General features: G+C 48.7%; 18 protein-coding genes. 9 read left to right on the forward strand and 9 right to left on the reverse strand.

Annotated elements, in window-relative coordinates; translation table 11 throughout:
• Positions 1-66: 66 nt before the first annotated feature.
• Positions 67-2,268, reverse strand: a complete 2,202-nt coding sequence (locus QFZ48_RS28420; protein ID WP_429064834.1) for a B12-binding domain-containing radical SAM protein — start codon at positions 2,266-2,268, stop codon at positions 67-69.
• 470 nt (positions 2,269-2,738) lie between these two features.
• On the opposite strand from QFZ48_RS28420, the gene QFZ48_RS28425 reads away from it, so the two are divergent.
• The 5 genes from QFZ48_RS28425 to QFZ48_RS28445 all read left to right on the forward strand — a co-directional run bounded on the left by QFZ48_RS28425 (position 2,739) and on the right by QFZ48_RS28445 (position 9,262).
• On the forward strand, positions 2,739-3,995 hold the full coding sequence (locus QFZ48_RS28425) for a peroxiredoxin family protein (protein ID WP_429047525.1): 1,257 nt from the start codon (positions 2,739-2,741) through the stop codon (positions 3,993-3,995).
• Between the two features lie 82 nt (positions 3,996-4,077).
• Entirely contained in the window at positions 4,078-4,722 is a 645-nt protein-coding gene (locus QFZ48_RS28430) for a YceI family protein (protein WP_429047524.1), read from the forward strand.
• Positions 4,723-4,922: 200 nt separating this feature from the next.
• Positions 4,923-5,876 carry a cytochrome-c peroxidase gene (locus tag QFZ48_RS28435; RefSeq protein ID WP_429047522.1) on the forward strand — a complete coding sequence of 318 codons (954 nt, stop codon included), beginning with the start codon at positions 4,923-4,925 and terminating at the stop codon, positions 5,874-5,876.
• A 20-nt stretch (positions 5,877-5,896) separates the two neighbouring features.
• Entirely contained in the window at positions 5,897-8,452 is a 2,556-nt protein-coding gene (locus QFZ48_RS28440; protein ID WP_429064836.1) for a TonB-dependent receptor plug domain-containing protein, read from the forward strand.
• An 18-nt stretch (positions 8,453-8,470) separates the two neighbouring features.
• The gene (locus QFZ48_RS28445; protein WP_429047518.1) at positions 8,471-9,262 is read left to right on the forward strand and encodes a DUF4397 domain-containing protein; all 792 of its coding nucleotides are present in this window, start codon (positions 8,471-8,473) and stop codon (positions 9,260-9,262) included.
• Positions 9,263-9,329: 67 nt separating this feature from the next.
• Here the strand turns inward: QFZ48_RS28445 and QFZ48_RS28450 are convergent, their stop codons facing one another.
• Positions 9,330-10,190, reverse strand: a complete 861-nt coding sequence (locus tag QFZ48_RS28450; protein ID WP_429047515.1) for an SDR family oxidoreductase — start codon at positions 10,188-10,190, stop codon at positions 9,330-9,332.
• A gap of 176 nt (positions 10,191-10,366) precedes the next feature.
• Between QFZ48_RS28450 and QFZ48_RS28455 the strand changes: the two genes are divergently transcribed.
• On the forward strand, positions 10,367-10,738 hold the full coding sequence (locus QFZ48_RS28455) for a winged helix-turn-helix transcriptional regulator (protein ID WP_429047514.1): 372 nt from the start codon (positions 10,367-10,369) through the stop codon (positions 10,736-10,738).
• 60 nt (positions 10,739-10,798) lie between these two features.
• Here QFZ48_RS28455 and QFZ48_RS28460 read toward each other — a convergent pair whose 3' ends face one another.
• Together QFZ48_RS28460 and QFZ48_RS28465 are read right to left on the reverse strand one after the other, a co-directional pair.
• Complete coding sequence (locus QFZ48_RS28460) at positions 10,799-12,700, reverse strand: TonB-dependent receptor plug domain-containing protein (RefSeq protein ID WP_429064838.1); 1,902 nt, start codon at positions 12,698-12,700, stop codon at positions 10,799-10,801.
• Between the two features lie 76 nt (positions 12,701-12,776).
• A complete protein-coding gene (locus tag QFZ48_RS28465) occupies positions 12,777-13,229 on the reverse strand; it encodes a GNAT family N-acetyltransferase (protein ID WP_429047511.1) in 453 nt (150 codons plus the stop codon).
• Positions 13,230-13,338: 109 nt separating this feature from the next.
• Here QFZ48_RS28465 and QFZ48_RS28470 point away from each other — a divergent pair, with 109 nt between their 5' ends.
• Complete coding sequence (locus QFZ48_RS28470) at positions 13,339-13,476, forward strand: alanyl-tRNA synthetase (RefSeq protein WP_370910237.1); 138 nt, start codon at positions 13,339-13,341, stop codon at positions 13,474-13,476.
• Here QFZ48_RS28470 and QFZ48_RS28475 read toward each other — a convergent pair.
• The 5 genes from QFZ48_RS28475 to QFZ48_RS28495 all read right to left on the reverse strand — a co-directional run bounded on the left by QFZ48_RS28475 (position 13,473) and on the right by QFZ48_RS28495 (position 17,484).
• A complete protein-coding gene (locus QFZ48_RS28475; protein ID WP_429064840.1) occupies positions 13,473-14,258 on the reverse strand; it encodes a PhzF family phenazine biosynthesis protein in 786 nt (261 codons plus the stop codon). The genes QFZ48_RS28470 and QFZ48_RS28475 overlap by 4 nt on opposite strands.
• Positions 14,259-14,399: 141 nt before the next feature.
• Positions 14,400-14,618 carry a CDGSH iron-sulfur domain-containing protein gene (locus QFZ48_RS28480; RefSeq protein WP_370910235.1) on the reverse strand — a complete coding sequence of 73 codons (219 nt, stop codon included), beginning with the start codon at positions 14,616-14,618 and terminating at the stop codon, positions 14,400-14,402.
• 62 nt (positions 14,619-14,680) lie between these two features.
• Positions 14,681-15,061 carry a VOC family protein gene (locus QFZ48_RS28485; protein ID WP_429064841.1) on the reverse strand — a complete coding sequence of 127 codons (381 nt, stop codon included), beginning with the start codon at positions 15,059-15,061 and terminating at the stop codon, positions 14,681-14,683.
• Positions 15,062-15,197: 136 nt separating this feature from the next.
• Positions 15,198-16,538 (reverse strand): MBL fold metallo-hydrolase, encoded by a 1,341-nt coding sequence (locus QFZ48_RS28490; protein ID WP_429064843.1) that lies wholly within the window; start codon positions 16,536-16,538, stop codon positions 15,198-15,200.
• Positions 16,539-16,689: 151 nt separating this feature from the next.
• Complete coding sequence (locus QFZ48_RS28495; RefSeq protein ID WP_429047502.1) at positions 16,690-17,484, reverse strand: hypothetical protein; 795 nt, start codon at positions 17,482-17,484, stop codon at positions 16,690-16,692.
• Between the two features lie 259 nt (positions 17,485-17,743).
• On the opposite strand from QFZ48_RS28495, the gene QFZ48_RS28500 reads away from it, so the two are divergent.
• Positions 17,744-18,760, forward strand: coding sequence for a sensor histidine kinase (locus QFZ48_RS28500; protein WP_429047499.1), 1,017 nt, complete (start codon positions 17,744-17,746; stop codon positions 18,758-18,760).
• The gene (locus tag QFZ48_RS28505) at positions 18,757-19,467 is read left to right on the forward strand and encodes a LytR/AlgR family response regulator transcription factor (protein ID WP_429064845.1); all 711 of its coding nucleotides are present in this window, start codon (positions 18,757-18,759) and stop codon (positions 19,465-19,467) included. Before QFZ48_RS28500 ends, QFZ48_RS28505 begins: the two co-directional genes overlap by 4 nt.
• The last annotated feature ends 9 nt before the right edge of the window (positions 19,468-19,476 follow it).

The raw sequence follows: 19,476 nt of genomic DNA on the forward strand, positions 1-19,476 counted from the left end.
CATGACTGATACCGGGAAAATCCCCGGTAATGTAAAATACTGCTTTCCACCTGCAGCGGTCCTCATTTACAACCTCAGCAAACCCAGCTTGTGAAGGGTATTCACCGGTTTATTATCCCAAAACAATTCAAAATCATCCAGCCCTGCCGATTCATAGCTGTCTTTCACCTCCTGCAGCGTATATGTTTTAGCGTTAGTCACGGCCAGCTGTTGCAGCATTTCCGTGAGCCATGCCCCCTGGGGAGGTTGCACGCTGATATTTACTTTCTCCTTTTTACCCTGGAAAGTTAAGGAAGACATTTCCCAGGTACTCCCTTTCTTTGATTTGGTAATTATCTCCATCGCCGGCTGTTTGCCCAGGTATACTACTTTAGAAGTAGGTTTAACCGTGCCCGCTTCCTCCTCCATCAGCGCGGTAGTGATGAAATCAGGATGCACCGTGGTTTTCGGCACTTTGAAGTCGAACCATTTGGACAATGGATAATCCAGGCAGGCGCCGTGCATAAAGTTCAGCAGCGATTTCTTCAATCCGTAGCTGAATGCCTCATGGTCAGTACCGGTAGGATCAATATGCAGGATATCGTTATTGGCAAAGGGTCCAATCTCTTCTGTTTCTTTTTGTACGCCGAACCTTGCAGGTTCCAGTCCTACCGGGCTGTGAGCCGTCATCGTAAACTGGTGCCAGAAGGCCGATTGCAGTATCCCCGCCTGGAACATCTGCCGCACCATTTCCAACGCGTCAATGGTTTCCTGCGCTGTTTGCGTAGGGAACCCGTACATCAGGTACGCATGCACCATAATGCCCGCTTCTGTGAAATGCCGGTTTACACGCGCCACCTGGGCCACGGTAATCCCTTTCTGGATCAGCCCCAGCAAACGGTCGGAAGCTACTTCCAATCCGCCGGAAACGGCAATACATCCAGATGCTTTAAGCAACAGGCAGAGATCACGGGTAAAGCTCTTCTCAAAACGGATGTTTGTCCACCAGCTAACAGTGAGCTTGCGCCGGATGATTTCCAGCGCCAGCGCGCGCATCAGCGCGGGAGGTGCGGCTTCATCCACAAAATGAAACCCGTTTTGCCCGGTTTGCGCAATGATAGCTTCCATCCGGTCGCATAGCAGTGAAGCGGTAATGGGTTCGTATATCTTTATATAATCAAGAGAAATATCACAGAACGTACATTTACCCCAATAGCAGCCATGCGCCATGGTGAGCTTGTTCCAGCGCCCGTCGCTCCAGAGGCTGTGCATCGGGTTTACCACTTCAATAGCGGAAATGTATTTATCGAGCAACAGGTTGCTGTAGTCCGGCGTACCCAGCTGGGCTTGTTTATAATCGTGTGTAGCCTTGCTGTTCACATAAGTTACTTTCTCTTCCGTAAGCAGGAAAGTACGCTTCAGCTCTTCTGCCGTTTTCTTTCCTTCCAGGAACAGCAGCAAATTTTCTATCGGTGCTTCGCCATCGTCGAGCGTAATAAAGTCCACGAATTCAAATACACGGGCGTCTGCCAGCGAGCGCAGCTCGGTGTTAGGAAACCCTCCTCCCATCGCTATTTTTACCGCCGGGTAATGTTGTTTGATCCACTGTCCGCAGCGTAATGCGGCATACAGGTTACCTGGAAAAGGCACAGAAATCGCTACCATTGCAGGTTCAACCTGTTGCATATGCAGCGCCAGGAGATCGGTCAGGATACTGTCTATATAAGTATATTCCGCCTGCAAAGCGGCGTATAGTTCATCAAAGCTGTTGGCAGAGCGGCTCAGGCGTTCGGCATAGCGACTGAAACCAAAATGCGGGTCCACACATTCCATGATCAGATCCGAGAGATCTTCCAGGTACATGGTGGCCAGGTGTTTCGCTTTATCCTGTGTACCCATAGAGCCGAAAGCCCAGTTCAGGTCATCCAGCTGCGCAAATCTCGACGCTTCCGGCAGGTAATCCCGCTTACAGATAAGATGTGCCAGCGTAGGATTCTTTCCCTGTAAAAATAAAATAACCGCGTCGATGGTCTGTATATAATCGTCCTGCAGCACCAGCATCCGCGCAATATTCTCTGAGGCCGCCGCCGGCGGGGCTGCAGCAATATGCGCAAACAACTGCTCCAAACCCTGTTTTGAAAATAAACGGAGCGTTACCTCAATACCCAGATCCGACTGGAAGGAAGTAATATTCTTTGTATTCAGAAACCCTTTCAGATAAGCAGTGGCCGGGTAAGGCGTGTTCAGCTGGGTAAATGGTGGTGTTATTAAAAAAACAGTATTCCTCAAGTCCGGTTATTTAAACCGCAAATCTAGCTCTTTTTGCGCGGACTTTGTCTTTCTCAGGATTACGCTGATTTTACTGATTAATTTGATTTTACTTTTAGGATTTATAAAGGATTTTGGGAGATAAAAGCGGATATTTTCGTTTATGGCTTTTGGATTTTTTAAATTAAAAGGATCAGATCAATGAAACCAATTTATATCTTCTAAAATCCTTTATAAAATCCCAAAAAACAAAATCAAATTAATCAGTAAAATCAGCGTAATCCTGAGCCAAGACAAAATCCGCGCTAGTAGTCTACAAAATTTATAGACTTTTATTTGGAAATAATAAAAGACCCCTTTATCTTTGTTTCACCACCACTGATAAAGCCACCACTCCATCAGTACTCCACCACCAGTTTTATTTGTAGCATACCTCGTCGCCCCACCAGGACCGGCAACGTCTTGCATTGTTCAACCAATAATATACAAACATGAAAACGCATAAGCACCTATTTCTAACCGGCCTGATGGTGGCAGGATTATTCGGCAACAGCTCCTTCGCTGCCCCTAAAAAACCATTCGTAAAACAAGGCATCTGGAGAGGCGTGTTCACCCTCAGCGAATCACAGGTACCCTTTAATTTTGAACTGAAAGGGAAAGACCCCGAGCACGCCGTTTTCACGCTGATCAACGGTTCCCGCCGCGACGACTTCCACGTGCAGCGCATTGGCAACGACTCTTTATTTATAAAGATGAATACCTATGACGCCGCACTCGTAGCGAAGATTGAATCAGATGGTAAGATCACCGGCGAATACCGCAGCCTGGTGCCTAACTTCCGTGGCAATGCCCTGCCATTCATCGCGGAACACGGACAAACCTACCGCTTCGCGGAACCTGGTACGGAAGCCGCTCCTACCTACGATATCAGCGGTAAATGGGACCTGAAAATTTATAGTAAGGAACCCACCCCTAACCGCATCGGCTTACTGAAACAAAACGGCAACAAACTCACCGGTGTTGTGATGTCTGTAGTGGGCGACAGCCGCGAACTCGAAGGCACCGTTCATGGCGATGAATTTGAACTGTCCGGCTTCACCGGCCCCAGTCCCATCTACATCAAAGGAAAAGTGAATGATGATAAATCCCTTACCGGGGAAATCAGCTTAGGCATCTACAATAACATCAAATTCGATGGAGAAAAAAATGCCGCCGCCGAATTACCAGACCCTTACAAACTTACTTTCCTGAAAGAAGGTTATAAAAAACTGGACTTCACCCTGCCAGACCTCAATGGCAACAACGTTTCCCTGAGCGACGACAAATACAAAGGAAAAGTAGTGATCGTGGAAATCATCGGTACCTGGTGCCCTAACTGCACCGATCAGACCTCCTTCCTTTCACCGTGGTACAATAAAAACAAAGACCGCGGCGTGGAAGCAATCGCCATCGGCTTTGAACAAAAAGACGACCTGGAGTATGCAAAGTATACCCTGGGGAAATTAAAAGAAAAATACAACATACAATATGATATTCTTTTTGGTGGTATTGCTGATAAGAAAGTGGCATCAGAGAAGCTGCCAGCGCTCAACCGCATGATGGCCTTCCCCACCACTATTATAATAGACCGCAAGGGCGAAGTACGGCAAATACATACCGGCTATACCGGCGAGGTTACAGGTCAGTATTACAAGGACTACGTGGCAAAATGGAACCAGGACCTGGATGCTTTAATCGCTGAAAAGTAATTTTAACATTAATTTCCGGATCTCGTAAACGCTAATCCGCCCGTCACCCTTAAATTGCACCTAATTTAAACACACAACACATATGCAACGATTAGCATCATTATTCTTTATTGGAGGAGCTGTCTTCCTGATGTCTTTCACCACACCTGCTACTGTCAACAAAGGAGAAAAACCAACCAAAGCTGCTGCCACCAGGAAAGCAACGGTTTTCCAGGTAGACATTAAAGAAAGCAAGTTAAGCTGGACAGGTAAAAAAGTAACCGGACAACACGAGGGTACCATCAATATTGCCGACGGCAAACTGGAAGTAGAAAGCAATGTACTGAAAGGTGGCAGCTTCTCACTGGATACCCGCAGCATCGCGGTAACCGATATCAAAGATGCTGGCGGCAACGCTAAATTACTGGGCCACCTGAAAAGCGAAGATTTCTTCGCCGTGGAAAAATTCCCGGCAGCCACTTTTGCTACTACCAGCGTCACTTCCAAAGGCGGCGGTAACTACGAAGTAACCGGCAACCTAACCATCAAAGGAATCACCAACCCGGTTACCTTCCCCGCAACGGTAACGGTGGCAGGCAACAAACTCACTGCCAAAGCCGCTATTAAAGTGGATCGTACCAAATACAATATTAAATACGGTTCCAAAAGCTTCTTTGAAGGCATCGGCGACAAAGCCATTTACGACGACTTTGACCTGGATGTAACCCTGGTAGCCGCTGCCAAATAATTCGTTCTTGTTTATACTACCCCATTATATAATTCCTGGGGAGCACGGGCACTCCCGCCCATGCTCCCGGGAATGCCAATAACCATTTCTCTTTTTACAGCCTCCTTACAGCAACACCTTTTTTATTAATCGACCAATTACTTTTTAGCAACGCCCAAGTTGCTGCCAGGCATTTCATGCCATCCATAATTTTTACCACCATGAAGCTGAGAAAAATGATGCTCATCTTACCGGGCATGCTATGCGCCATTGCCATCAGCGCGGGGTTCAACACCACTGATCCGCCTACCAAAGCGCAACTTGGAGAAAAACTATTCTTTGATCCGCTGCTGTCGAAAGACCGTAGCATCAGCTGTGCCTCCTGCCATATCCCACAATTTGGATTCGCCGATACCCTCGCTTTCAGCAGGGGCATTCATCATACGCCCACCAAAAGAAATACACCAGGCATCACCAACCTCTCCGGCCGCCCCAACTTCTTCTGGGATGGTCGCGCCGCTTCCCTGGAAGACCAGGCGCTGCAACCTATCATCAATCCCGACGAAATGGGATTGCCCATCGAAGAAGCCGTACAACGCCTCAACGACAATGAAAGCTACCGCCGCTATTTCCAGCAACTGTTCAACAGTCCGCCTACCAGCAAAAACCTGCTGCAGGCCATCGCCGCTTTTGAACGTACCCTGGAAACTGCTAACAGTCCATATGACCGGTACATCGCCGGCGACGACAACGCACTAACGCCGTCGGCTATACGCGGCCGCCTCCTTTTTATTGGTAAAGCCAATTGCAATAATTGTCATTCGGGAGAAGATTTTACGGCAGACCGCTTCAAAAATATCGGTCTTTATAACGGAACTACCCTTACAGATGCCGGCCGCTTTGAAACAACGAAAGACAGCTCCCACCGCGGCTTTTTCAAAGTGCCGGGACTGCGTAACGTAGCCGTTACCGCTCCGTATATGCATAACGGTATGTTCAAAACACTCAAAGAAGTAATTGCCTATTATAATACACCCAATAACATTGTACACGATGGCATCAACCGCGATCTGTCGCTCAACAAGCCACTGAACCTCAGCAAGGAAGAAATGGAAGATCTCGAAGCATTTCTCGTAGCACTTACAGACGACCGATTTAAAACAACACATCACTAACCATAAAAATCAACCAGGGCATGAAAAAAATTATACTGCCGGTCATCTCCCCCCTGTTGCTGTTTTCCGCAACACTTACCGCACAGGATAAACACCTCACCGATACCACCAGCCAGCTGGGTGAAGTACAGATTGTAGGCAGCCGCAGCGCCAACCGTACCAAACTGAACTCGCCGGTACCTGTAGATATCATCGATATCAAATCACTCCAGGAAGCAGCGCCGCAAACCAGCATCACGCAGTTGCTGCAATATGTATCACCCTCCTTCCATTCTGTAAACGGTTCCAATGCCGGCGACGCAGGATCTGCCCTCAGTCTCGCGCAACTGAAAGGCCTGGGTGTGGATCAACTGCTGGTACTGGTAAATGGTAAACGCCGCCATAAAAGCTCCAATGTCAACTGGGGCGGCCTCGGCAACGGCGCCACCGGCTACGATCTTAACTCCATCCCCGCCGGCGCTATTGAACGCATTGAAATACTGCGCGACGGCGCCGCCGCACAATACGGCTCCGATGCCATCGCCGGCGTTATTAATATTGTACTGAAAAAACAAACGGCCGATGTAATCGTGAGCACCACCGGCAGCATCCGCCGCCGCGGCGATGGCGCCAGCACCCGCACCAATATTAACTACGGCATCAAAATAGGCGATCGTGGCGGCTACCTCAATGCCACCGCCGAATTTGCCACACAAGCCGTGTCCCTCCAACCCGGCCGCGACGATGCCGGATTGTACAACGGTCCCTTTTATGGCGGCGGCGCCAATACCCGCGGATACGATAATATTTATACCAAAGAAATAGACGATGCCATTCTCGCCAGCCGGGGCATCGACCGCCACTTCTTCGACCAGCGCGGCGGAGGTTCCAACAAAGCAAAAGACGCACTGCTGTTTTTTAATACGGCCATTCCCGTTGGTGAACATGCAGAAGTGTACGCATTTGGCGGTATCAGTCACCGCAACTCCCAATTCACCGCAGTATACCGTCTACCCGGCTGGACGGAACGCAACAACACCGGTCTTTACCCAGACGGCTTCTTACCCGCCATGGACAACAGTATCTCCGATAAATCCATCGCCATCGGGCTGAAAGCCAAAGCAGGTGAATGGAACCTCGATATCTCCAATGTATTTGGCAAAAACGACTTCGGCAACGTGATCAGCAATTCACTCAACGCCAGCCTGGGGCTGAAAAGTCCAACCACCTTCGACGCCGGTAAATACAACGCCTCGCAAAATACTGCCAGCCTGGATATCAGCCGGTACTTTCCTGCTGCGCTGCATGGTCTCAATGTTGCACTCGGCGCACAATACCGCACCGAAACCTACCAGATCATCGCCGGGGAAGAAGCCTCCTACAGCAAAGCCGACCTTCGCCCTATTTACTCAGTAGATACGTCCGTTAACGGCATCCCTTACCTCACCGACGGCGGCCTTCTCGCGCTTAACGGCCTTTCGCCCGGATCACAGATCCACGCAGGATTCCGGCCATCGAATGAAGTGAATGTAAGTCGCGCTATCGTAGCCGGCTATGCAGATGTGGAGCTCAACGTCACCGAAAAATGGCTGGTGTCCGCCGCCGTCCGCGCGGAAAACTTCTCCGACTTCGGCAATGTAACCACCGGTAAAATAGCCACCAGGTACAGCTTTGCACCCTGGCTCGGCATCCGCGGATCTGCTAATACCGGCTTCCGCGCACCCGACCTCGCACAGTTCTATTATACCGAAACCTCCACCAGCTTCCAGCAGGGCCGCGCTATCGACCAGGTAACCGCCTCCAATAAAAATGCTGCTACCAGGGCGCTCGGCATCCCCTCCCTTACGCCGGAAAAAAGTACAGGATACACCGCCGGCATCACCTCACAACCCGCCAGGAACGTGGAACTAAGCGTAGACGCCTATCTCGTGGATATTAAAAACCGTGTAGGCAATACCGGTAATTTCTCCGCTAACGATCCCAATCTCCCGGCAGATGTAAGGGCACTGCTCCTGCAAACAGGTACCACACAGGCAAAGTTTTTTTACAACGCTTTCAGTACCCGCACCAAAGGAATTGAATTCACCGGCAGCTACAAAATTCCCCTGCACAGGAACAGCCTCCAACTGCTGGCCGGCGGCAACTTTGTGAAAAATGAAGTAACGGCTGTAAATACGCCCAAAGGACTGGAACAATACAAATATGTTATCTTCAGTGAATCAGAAAAAGCCAGGGTAACCACCAATATTCCGCAACAGAAAATAACGTTGCAGGCTATACTGAATACGCCCCGCTTCACCTTCCTCGCGCGTACCATTTACTTCGGTTCCGTTACCACCGCTTCCGCGCTCAATGCTAACTTCCCACGCCCCGATTACTACTTCCAGGAACTGAAACCCATTTGGGTAACCGATTTCTCAGTAGGATATCATATCAGCAAAGCCATACAGGTAACCGCCGGCGTAAACAATGCCTTCAATGTACTGGGCGATTACTCCGATAAAGTAATAGCAGGATTACGCAATCCATCCGTAGTAGGCATTCAGAACGGCAGCGCAGGCATTCAGCCGTTTGTAAGATTGTACGCCCGTTTCTAATACTTAAAAAATGTACTCATGAAAAATAATCTCCTCTTGCTGGGCAGCTTCACCATACTGGCTTTCAGCGCCTGCAATAAAACAGATTACCTCGATGTAAACGCCGGCGACCGGCCTCCCCTCTCCGCTAATATCCGTTTTGTAAATGCCCGCATCCCTGCTACCGGGATCCAGTTCTGGACCTTCACGCAAAAGGTAACAACCGATGCAGTACTCCCAGGCGCCGCATCTCCCTATGTAGCTACTACTTTCGGAAATGTACAGATCAATTTCACGGAAGGCGGCGGCACTGCCTATAAAGCTTCCAGACAGTTTGGCAACAGCGCTGCGTATTCCGCCACCGGCGGACCTAACGGCCCCATTGCCGGATACTACCACACGGTATTTGCCGCCTCCACAAAGTATAATGCCGCCAAAGATACCCTGCTCCTTTTTTACGACGACCTCTCTGCTCCCACCGCCGGTAAAGCAAAGCTCCGCTTTGTACACCTGGCGCAAGGCGTTGCCGGTGTGAGTGTACGGTTACAACAAAATAATACGGAAACCCCGCTGTTCACCACAATCCCCTATGGCAGCGCCGGCGGCAGCAACCTGCAGGGTGCTGCATACGACAGTGCGCCGTTCACTAACGTAAACGCAGGTACGGTTTCGCTGATCGTTAGCGCTGGTGAAAATGCGGCGCCTGTTACTATTGACCAGCAGGCACTCACTAATATTCACCTGGAAGCCGGGAAAATATATACGGTATTTATCCGGGCCGATACAAAGGGCGTGGTGAGTGCAGGCATACTCTCCACTACAAGTTTGTAGCCTGCAACAAAAAAGCTGTCTCAAAATAAATTTGAGACAGCTTTTTGTTATTGAAGTAAACCAATGCTTAGAAAAAAGTCTTTTGCAGATAACTTTCCAGGGAAGCTGGTTTTCTGCCCAACAAATTTTCCAATTCAGTACCTGGCAGATTGAACTCATTCTTTTTAATTGCTTCTGCAAAGCCCGACATAACGCCAACATACGCCGGTGGTACGCCCGCTTTCGCTAAAGCAGCTGTATACGCATCATGCGGGGCGTCAACATAAACTACCTGCTTATTAGCCAGTTTAGATAATAGTTGCGCAATATCAGCAAATGAATAAGTAACATCAGATGCAATGGTATATTCCTTATCATCGTGTCCTGTTCCGGCAAGCACATTAGCCGCCGCTTCTGCCATATCCAACCTGGATGCATAAGGCACCCTGCCTTCTCCACCCGGAATGAAAACACCGGTTTCCACTACCTTTTCTCCAAGAAACATGGGCAATACATCTGCATACAGATTGTTGTTCAGCAGCGTATAGGTCAACCCGGATGCTTTAAGGTGGTTAGCGGTAGCGATGTGTGAGTCTACCACCATAGGAATAACGGTGGTAGTTGGAGCATTGGTCGCAACGCTGGTATAAATAACATGTTTCACACCTGCTTCCTTAGCGGCATTGATCACATTGATCTGCTGACCGGCACGATCATTAAAATCACTGGAAGATACCAGCAATATTTTATCAACGCCCTTAAAAGCCGGTACCAAAGAGGGATAATTGTGATAGTTGGCAACCCTTATGCTAATACCTTTTTCTTTTAATCCACTGGCTTTTGCTTCGTCTCTTACTAATGCCGCAATCTGGTTAGCGGGAACTTTCTTCAGCAGAAAATCGATCACCGCTGCTCCTAAATGGCCGGTGGCGCCTGTTACAAGAATCATTATGTTAAGTTTTAAATTTTTAATAATACCAGTATGTAACTACCTTTACATACTAATCGTATGTTAGTTACCTTTGGTAAGTCAAAGCTATTAAACAATTGATTATCAAACAATAAGGCACTAACAGGTGTGCCAATTACCTCCGGGTAAGTAATACTAAAAATCAATCTGTTGACATGATAGAAGAATATAAAAAATTTGATAAATCCATCCCTTGCCCGGTCAGAACACTGATGGACCGGATCGGCGACAAATGGGCGGTACTCGTTATCAGTACCCTGGGAGAGAAAGGAACTATGCGTTTTAACCAACTGCATGAGATGATTGGAGATATCTCGCAAAAGATGTTGACCGTAACGCTTAAAAAGCTGCAGGAAGATGGATTGGTATCCCGTAAAATGTATCCCGAAATTCCTCCCAGGGTTGAATATGCCTTAACGGCTATGGGCGAAAGCCTTTTACCACATATTACAGGTCTTGAACAATGGGCCATCGCTAATATGAGTGGCATTCAACAATCCAGGCAACAGTATATGTCCGCTAAATGATATTGCAAAAAAAGCTGTCTCAAAATTCCTTTTGAGACAGCTTTTTTCTATAAGTTATTATCAGAAGCTCACCTTGCCCCCCACCGTTATCCAGCGGCCAGGCATAGGCACTGCACCTGCTTCCACATAGGTTACATCCAGCAGATTGTTGGCATCTGCATAGATCTGGTAACGTGGTTGCCTATACGCAATACGCGCATCTACCAGCGTATAATCTTTATAATTTACCCGCATACAATAACGCGCTGCAGCAGAAACACTGAAATGGCCGATATCCGTACGTACATTGGCGGTGAACTGGTGCCGCAAACTTTCAATGACATACCGTGAAATCTTCGTTGTGATCGCATCCCCTTTGAAGGATGGAGAAAGATAATTGTACCCGGCATTTACACCAAAGCTGTTAAACAGCGAACCACTATTGAAAATAGTATTATAGCCGCTGTTAAGGGAAAAACCAGTCATATCTGCGCGCTGGAAATTCTGCGGCTGCCACGGAACCTTTGTTGGATCCACACCACCGGCGGTATCTTTTACAAAATCAATAAAGTTGCTGACCTGTCTGTAGAACACAGACCCTGCAAAAGAAAATTTACCACTGAACTTCCGTATCCCCGCTTCTGCAAACGATGCTTTTTCCGGTCCCAGGTTTTCGTTGCCAATAATACCACCGCCTTTATAATAAAGATCGGTGTAAGTAGGCAAGCGCTGAGCGGTACCTGCATTGGCAAACAGTTTTATGTCGGGGGTAATATTAAAGCCCACATCTGCTCCCGGGAAAAACTGCCAGCCATATACGGTGTTGTAATTGAGATAACCGCCTATCGTGAAACTAAAGCGGCGGTCGGCCACCGACTTATACTCACCATACAGCCCGAGGTTGGTTCTGTCGTGGTTACCAAGATTAGAACTTTTAATATGCTCGTAACGTCCTTCCACACCGGCGCCAATGGTACCAATAGCAGTGGTGAACGTATTATTCAGCTCTGCATCAAATACGTGGGTATTATGAAGATTACGGTATTTATCCGGTTTTATGTAGATGTAATCATCTTTGGTGTACCGGTAGCTCACCCTGGGCGTCATTACCCAGTTGGGATTGATCCGCGAAGTATTGCTTACGGCGGCGAAGGCGGTTTTCACGGTTTCTTCTGAATTCAGATCACCGGGGGCTGCATAAAAGCCGTTGGCGCCGTAGCCGTTATTTACAAAACCGGCCATTACATTGTACTGGTGCAGGGTATCGCGGTTAAAGGCGGCCTGGTAAAACGCACGGTAGTTACTGTAGGCCGTATTATAGCGGTAGCCGTTGCCCTGGTTGCGGCTGGCGGAAAGCGACTGGCTCACGCCATTCTTTACCAGTGCGCCGGTAGCGCCAATGCTGTAAGCGCCGTAAAGGTTATTGTTTTCGTTCTTTTTGAAGCTGCTACCCCCGCTGCCGCTAACGGTAGCGCCGCTTTGGGTGGCTTTGCGGGTTACGATATTGATAGCGCCATTCAGCGCGTTGATTCCGTAAATACGGGCGGCAGCTCCTCTCAGTACTTCAATATGGTCCACATCGGAGAGAGACACCGGCAGGTTCATGATGTTATGCCCCGTTTGCGGATCGGTTATTTTCACCCCGTTCAGCAGCACCAGCGTCTGGTCAAAAGTGCCGCCGTCGATACCAATATCCGCCTGGATACCGCCCGGACCGCGCTGCCGCACATCCAGTCCCGGCACATAAGCCAGTACTTCCGTGATAGACGACACCGGCATGGCTTCTATCTGGCGGCGGGTAATGATGGTAATATTACGGTTCACTGCCTTTACAGGCGCGGCCAGCCTGTTTTCCTGCACAATCACCTCATCCAGGTGATGGGTGATAAGGACAGAGTCGGCCTGCTGCTGCGCAGTGGCGCTGCCACAGAGGCCCAGGAACAGGGATATCAGTAGTTTATTATTCGGTACTGCTACACGCATCTTTTAAAAATCGTTGCTAAAAGAGCGCAAAAGTACGTATTAAATCATTTATTCAATCATGAAAGCCGTTGCTGGCTCATGAAACGGCACCTGCGATGCGCAACCAGGTATCCCGGTCCATCTCAAACCTTACCTCACCGTTTTTCATCAGCCCTGCATTTTTCCAGCCGCTGCGGGTGTAAAACCGCTCTGCCCTTGTACCTGGCGAGGTTCCCAGCCACAACGATGTTTGATACACCGCAAAGTACCAGTCGAGCATCAGGCGCTGCAACTCTCTGCCCACTCCCACCGCCTCTGTACGCGGGTCTACAAACAGCGCCCAGATATTATGCCGGTGTGTATCCACAATGGCAAACCCCACAATAACACCGGCAGATTCACATAGCCATCCCCTGCCATCGGTAGTGAGATATTGTATGTAATCTGAGGTAGTAACCAGGTCGGGGTTATTCAGTACATTTTCCTTTACAGCGCCACGTACCCGTTGCAAACCGGGAATATCTGCAGTAGTTGCTTCTCTGAAAATCATATACAGGGATTAGGTGATTACGCCGACGCATACACGTAATTGCCAGCCAAAATATATTCACCCGGGCAAGATACATTTATCTGCACAAAAATCTTAATTTTGCAGGGCTATGACACCGGAAAATAACAGGAAAGCAAAGATCCTCAAATGGATAAAAAAGCTCGGCTTCTGGGGCTTTCTTTTCTTCCTTATAAAAGGCCTGCTATGGCTGGCCCTGGGCTATTGGGGCGTTTCTTTATTCCGCTAAAAACGGAACACCCCGTCTATCACTGTTACCGCTTCTCCTTTCAGCAATACCCGGTTACCTTGCAGCACTACTTTCAGTTCACCTCCCCGCTGCGATGCCTGGTAAGCAAAGAATTCACTTTTATGCAAACGTGCAGCCCAATATGGCGCCAGACTGCAATGTGCGGAACCTGTTACCGGGTCTTCATCAACGCCCACCGGCGTAGCAAAATACCGGGAAATAAAATCGTACGGCGATCCTTCATCACCCTTTCCTGTAACCACCAGTCGGTATGGCGCCAGCAGGTTCCTGTCGGGCACAAAGCCGGCCACAGCAGCCCCCGTTTTCAGCTCCACCAAATATCGATCTACGCTGAACACCACGTTCGTCACCTCGTCTTTAAACAATGGCTGCAGCTCTTCCGGCAGCGTAGCGGGTTCATGGTCCCTGGCGGGGAAATCGAGCGTAATCCAACCGTTTTGCCGGCTGGCGGTGAGCAGGCCGCTCAGCGTGGTAAAGGAAATGGTTTCATCCGGAGTTACCAGCCCGGTTTCCCATAATACATGCGCACTGGCCAGCGTGGCATGCCCGCAAAGCGCCATTTCCACCAGCGGCGAAAACCAGCGCAGGTGGTAGCCATTCTCCACCCGTAATAAAAAGGCCGTTTCCGCAAGATTATTCTCAGCGGCGATGGCTTTCAGTACTTCATCGTCCGGCATCTGCTCCAGGAGGCACACGCCTGCCTGATTGCCTTTAAAAGGCTGCCTGGTAAAGGCATCTACCTGAAAAAATCTTACTTCCATATGTTACTGCAATTTGTAACACAAAAATGCGGTGATTTATTTTCTGAAAACAGATGCAATTCTGCTCATTTCGACCAGATCAGATATAAAAAGGCTCCATGCAACACGTGCATGGAGCCCCTGAATGTTATCATTGTGACCTTACTTTTTAGGCGGGAGCGCAAAAGCCACGGCGTCGTGCTCAAAATGTCCCTTGTGTGAACCATCACAAAACGGCTTATTGGCAGAACGTCCGCAACGGCAGATCCCTACCGCTTCCCGGCCGCCCAGGTCGTATTTGTTGCCGTCTTTATCCACGATCTCAAATTCACCTTCTATCTTCAGTGAACCATTGTTGTTAACAGTAATCTTAGTAGCCATAAATGTTCCTTATTTGAGCGGCAAAAGTAGGAAAAACAATTGGCTATTACGTTAACACCGGGTTAGCCTTCTTCCACAACCGAAAGTATATTGCCGGCAGGATCAGCAAACCAGGCTATCACCGGTCCGCCTCCACGGAATATTCCCTTCTCATCTGTTTTAAGTTCCCCTTCATACTGCTGGAACTTTACACCCTTTGCGGTCAGCTGGTCCACGGCTTCTTCCACATTACTCACCTGGAAGTTAAGCACCGTAAAGGTAGCAGGTGTATGATCCGGTTTTTCATAGATCCAAACCGATGGTATCCCCGCAATTTTAAGTGTGATCACCGGCTCTTTGCCGGCTGATACTACTTCTATTCCCAGCGTTTCCTGGTAAAAATTCTTTGCCTGCTGCAGATCATTAACCGAAAAACTGCTGAATGCTTTTGTTTTCCCAAACATAATAACTGATTTTTTCAGGTGAAGAATAAATGCAGTGAAACCCCGCACAGCGGCCTGCTCCATTGCATATGCAGATATAAATATATCACCATTATAGCACAGTTACAGGGGGTAAACAGGGCAAATAACGGGTGTATTACGACATAAATCCTTTCACTGCTTCACCCAGATCATATACCGGCGTTTGCGTCTTTAATGCGGCCGCTACAATACTGCTGCCCGCCGCACTTCTATAGCCACCGGCACAATGCACTACCACCGGCTTATCTGCCGGAATTTCGGATGCCCGTTCCCGTAGCTGATCCAATGGAATGAGCATCGCATGCTCAAAAAGTGGTTCCTCTTTTATTTCTGATGGCATGCGTATATCCACAATCGTATACTGCTCCGGATGTTCCCGGAAATCCGCCAGTGGTATGGGCGCCATCATTTCGGCTCCTTTTGTATAAACCGCCGCAGCCCTGATATTACGCTCGTAACCAATTTTAGCAGCCTTGCGGATCACCTCCTGCAACTCCGCTTCATTCTCTGCCAGCAAATAATACGGTTCCTCCGGCGCCACCATGCTACCCAGCCACGTTTCAAATTTCCCGCCATTCTGCAGGTTGATCGCATTAGGCAAATGCCCCTGCTTAAAACCGGACTGTGGCCTGCTGTCTATTATAACAATATTTTCTTCAAACGCTGGTGTGCCCTTTACGATCTCCACTTTATCCAGCGAAGCCTGCAAAACCGGCGCTCCTTCCCGGTTTACAGCTACATCATAGGGAAAGTATTTTGGAATAAAAGGCTGCTCCGATAATAAAGCCACCACAAATTCTTCTTCCGTAAGCGGCTGCAGGCTCCAGTTGCTCACTTTCTCGGCAGCAATCGTGCTGCTGTCGGCATCACCGAGCGACTTACCACATAACGTACCGGCGCCATGTCCCGGGTACACCAGTACATCATCCGCCAGCAACATCAGCTTTTCATGAAGGGAATGATACATTTGCTTCGCCAGCTCATTGCGGCTCACAATAACATTGCCGGTATTCTCCCGGAGATCCGGACGACCGCAATCGCCCACAAACAAAGTATCGCCCGTAAATACAGCCCTGGGCTCTGCTTTATACACCAGCACCACACTGATGCTGTCCGGCGAATGACCGGGTGTATTCAATGCTTTCAGCACAATATCCCCCAGCATCATCCGCATACCATCATCAAAAGTTACATGCGGGTAAGCTGCATGGGTATACTTCGAACAATAGATAGTGGCTCCCGTAACGCCATGCAGCTCCAGGTGGCCACTCACAAAATCCGCATGCGGATGGGTTTCAATAACACCGGTGATCTTTGCATTCAATGCCTTAGCATACGCCAGGTAAGGCGCAACATCCCTCGCCGGATCTATCACAATCACTTCCCCCGACTTTTCACTGTAAATAGCATAAGAGTACTGCGCCAATCCCTTGTCTTCAAACTGTTGGATATCCATGACTGTTTATTTTTAATGAGGTAATTGCATGCGTCCGGAATGAAGCATACAAGTTACGACAATCAGTATTATCACCAGTTACCCTTATTTGTTTGTTTTCGGGAGATGTAAAACGCCCCGGGACTTCCGGGGCGCAAATTATTCACAGGGGTTACTTTACAAAACGTGGCTGCAGGTAAGGCGCTGCACCCGGCAGCTTTACCTTGTACCGGTAAAAGCCGCCAAAGGAATCTTCTTCTTTTAATAATTCATGCCCCGCTTTGCTGATCCAGAAAGTTTGCGAGTAATGCCCCCGTGGCGAATCCCCTTCGGTTAACAACTTCCAGCAGTCCACCGGCCGCTGATCCAATGTCTGCAGCACTTCACTGCCGGTTACTTTATATGTCACATACGCAGGAGGTTCCAGCCCCGCATCGTAAAACCGGATAACAAAGGTTTTGCCGGCCTTTAAAGGCAGCATCTCAAACGTTTCAATGTCGAGGTTCCAGTTATAATTGGGACGGTCAAAAGCCAGCTTGAAATCCGCCGCTTTATTGTTCATGGTGGCAGTGTCACCGCTGATCCCATTAACCGTCCAGCGATAAGCCTGCTGCTCCCCGCCCCTGGTTTGTGCATGATATAATGGTGAAAAATCGGCCACGCTGTTATAGGAAATGCTTTCGAGATACCGGGCAGTGTCGCTCCCATACCAGTGCTGGGTGATCCGGAATACCGGCTCATTGTTGCGGCTCGTTTTCTCAATCTCCCGCACCCACAGGCTCAGGTCCAGCCAATTACTGCGGGAAGGCATCTGGAAGTACACGAGGTATTGTTTTACTCCTGGCTTCAGGAAGGCTGTATTCAGCCGGTGATGTTGCTGATCAACTGTATCGGTTTGTGCAAAAGCAGGGAGCATGGCAATGGTGACTAACAGTACCGAAAGGACCAGGAAACGTTTAGGTTGCATATCTATCAGGGAATTTAAAGTTTTCAATATCCGCCGCCGGAGGGCATACGGACGTGTAATTATGCTCAAAGATTCCCGGTTTCCGGTCTGTCAAAAAAATGATTTCAATAACAACCCCTGTATTTTTAATAATCAGGCGGTTTTACCCATCACCGGCCCTCGTTGAATTTCCGGGCCTGCCCGTTGAGCCGTTACCGGTATTTATTGAATCCTGAACAGGACAGGGGTTAATGAGCGCAAAAGCTTCGTAAATTGAGACATGCAATTGATAAGTCGTATGCCGGCAGCCGCAAAAGTGCAATGGGCGCTTTGGCTGGTTGTTTTCCTGATGATGTTTTTCTCCATGCTGCCGGAAGATGGCTTCTGGCAGGCCGCCATTTTTTCATTGTTGAACACCCTTTTTTATGCGCTGGTCATTTATGGCAATATCAGCTGGCTCTATCCACGGCTTTATTTAAAAGGCCGTATAGTGGTATACGTTATAGCCGTGCTGCTGTTTTTACTGGTGGCAGGATTATCCAGGGGCTTCTTTCTCAGCTGGATCTACAACACCTGGTTCACTTCGCATCCCGAACCCGTTACCGTAAAAATAATGCTCCGGTATATGACCGGCATCCCGATGTTATTTTTACTGAGCTTCGTATTCCGGATGGCCATCGTTTATTTTGAACTGAAAGCACAAGCCGCCGCACTGGTTTTACAGAACACGAAAGCAGCACTCAACCTCCTGAAATCACAGGTGCAGCCGCATTTCCTTTTTAATACCCTTAATAACATCTATTATGAAGCCTATCTTGAAGCGCCGCGAACCGCCGCCCTCATTGAGCGGCTGTCGGATATCATGCGGTATTTTGTAGATGAAAGTCCGAAGGACCAGGTAGACATCTTCACAGAAATAAACTTCCTGGAAAATTATATAGCTTTGGAGCGCATCCGCATCCGGCATGATATCGACCTGCAATTCACCCGCGAGGTACCCGGCGGATGCAGTATTCCGCCGATGTTACTAATGACTTTTGTAGAAAATATTTTCAAACATGGGATCGATAAAACCAGTTTACAAAACCACATTGATATTTCACTCGTGAAACAGGAAAACAGGTTACTCTTTACCACCCGCAACAGCTTACCGCAACAGCCGGTACATAATCATCCGCTGGGGTCCGGCATCGACAACCTCCGGAAACGCCTTACCCTGCTGTATGGCGCCGGCTTTATCCTGCAAACCGCCCGGTCAGAAAATTATTTCACCGCCTTTTTATCCATTCCGTTATGAGCCTGAAATGTATCATTGTTGATGATGAACCCAATGCGGTAAATTTGCTGGAACTGCATATTCAGCAAACCACCGACTGGCAGCTCATCGCCAAATGCTATCACGCGCTGGAAGCGCTGACGTTCCTCAAAAGCAACAAGGCAGACCTGATTTTCCTTGATATAAACATGCCCCGGCTCGATGGCATGGAACTGGCCGCACTGCTGCCGCCGGAAATGAAAATTGTGTTCACCACCGCCCATACGGAATATGCCGCCGCCAGTTATAATTTCCAAACGGTCGACTATCTCCTGAAACCCATTACCCTTAAACGTTTCCTGGCGGCCCGGCAAAAAATAGAATCAGCGTTTATGCATTCCCGTATGCCGGAAACCGCCGCCCCGGCGCCTTCCGCCGATTACTATTTTGTAAAAACCGGTAAAACCCTCCAACAGATTAAACTCTCTGAACTACTATACGTTGAAGGAGAAAAAGAATATCTACGGATCGTTACACTCCGGGAAGAAATCCTGGTTTACAAACGCCTGAAAGAAATTGCCAGCCAGCTGCCGCCGCCTTTTATCAGGGTACACAACTCCTACATTGTAAACACCAGCCGGATCGATAAAATCCAGGATAATCACCTGTTCATCGCCGGCAAACGCATTCCGCTAAGCGACAAATTCCGGCCCGCATTCATGGAACTGATACAACAGCGTTTTTTATAAACCGGTATT

This window comes from Chitinophaga sp. W2I13 (assembly GCF_050434005.1).
Lineage (GTDB): Bacteria > Bacteroidota > Bacteroidia > Chitinophagales > Chitinophagaceae > Chitinophaga.

Bases quoted from the DNA above. Each gene is read 5' to 3' on its own strand.
- QFZ48_RS28425 (WP_429047525.1), top strand. From the start codon at position 2,739: ATGAAAACGCATAAGCACCTATTTCTAACCGGCCTGATGGTGGCAGGA.
- QFZ48_RS28430 (WP_429047524.1), top strand. From the start codon at position 4,078: ATGCAACGATTAGCATCATTATTCTTTATTGGAGGAGCTGTCTTCCTG.
- QFZ48_RS28435 (WP_429047522.1), top strand. From the start codon at position 4,923: ATGAAGCTGAGAAAAATGATGCTCATCTTACCGGGCATGCTATGCGCC.
- QFZ48_RS28440 (WP_429064836.1), top strand. From the start codon at position 5,897: ATGAAAAAAATTATACTGCCGGTCATCTCCCCCCTGTTGCTGTTTTCC.
- QFZ48_RS28445 (WP_429047518.1), top strand. From the start codon at position 8,471: ATGAAAAATAATCTCCTCTTGCTGGGCAGCTTCACCATACTGGCTTTC.
- QFZ48_RS28450 (WP_429047515.1), bottom strand. From the start codon at position 10,190: ATGATTCTTGTAACAGGCGCCACCGGCCATTTAGGAGCAGCGGTGATC.
- QFZ48_RS28455 (WP_429047514.1), top strand. From the start codon at position 10,367: ATGATAGAAGAATATAAAAAATTTGATAAATCCATCCCTTGCCCGGTC.
- QFZ48_RS28460 (WP_429064838.1), bottom strand. From the start codon at position 12,700: ATGCGTGTAGCAGTACCGAATAATAAACTACTGATATCCCTGTTCCTG.
- QFZ48_RS28465 (WP_429047511.1), bottom strand. From the start codon at position 13,229: ATGATTTTCAGAGAAGCAACTACTGCAGATATTCCCGGTTTGCAACGG.
- QFZ48_RS28470 (WP_370910237.1), top strand. From the start codon at position 13,339: ATGACACCGGAAAATAACAGGAAAGCAAAGATCCTCAAATGGATAAAA.
- QFZ48_RS28475 (WP_429064840.1), bottom strand. From the start codon at position 14,258: ATGGAAGTAAGATTTTTTCAGGTAGATGCCTTTACCAGGCAGCCTTTT.
- QFZ48_RS28480 (WP_370910235.1), bottom strand. From the start codon at position 14,618: ATGGCTACTAAGATTACTGTTAACAACAATGGTTCACTGAAGATAGAA.
- QFZ48_RS28485 (WP_429064841.1), bottom strand. From the start codon at position 15,061: ATGTTTGGGAAAACAAAAGCATTCAGCAGTTTTTCGGTTAATGATCTG.
- QFZ48_RS28490 (WP_429064843.1), bottom strand. From the start codon at position 16,538: ATGGATATCCAACAGTTTGAAGACAAGGGATTGGCGCAGTACTCTTAT.
- QFZ48_RS28495 (WP_429047502.1), bottom strand. From the start codon at position 17,484: ATGCAACCTAAACGTTTCCTGGTCCTTTCGGTACTGTTAGTCACCATT.
- QFZ48_RS28500 (WP_429047499.1), top strand. From the start codon at position 17,744: ATGCAATTGATAAGTCGTATGCCGGCAGCCGCAAAAGTGCAATGGGCG.
- QFZ48_RS28505 (WP_429064845.1), top strand. From the start codon at position 18,757: ATGAGCCTGAAATGTATCATTGTTGATGATGAACCCAATGCGGTAAAT.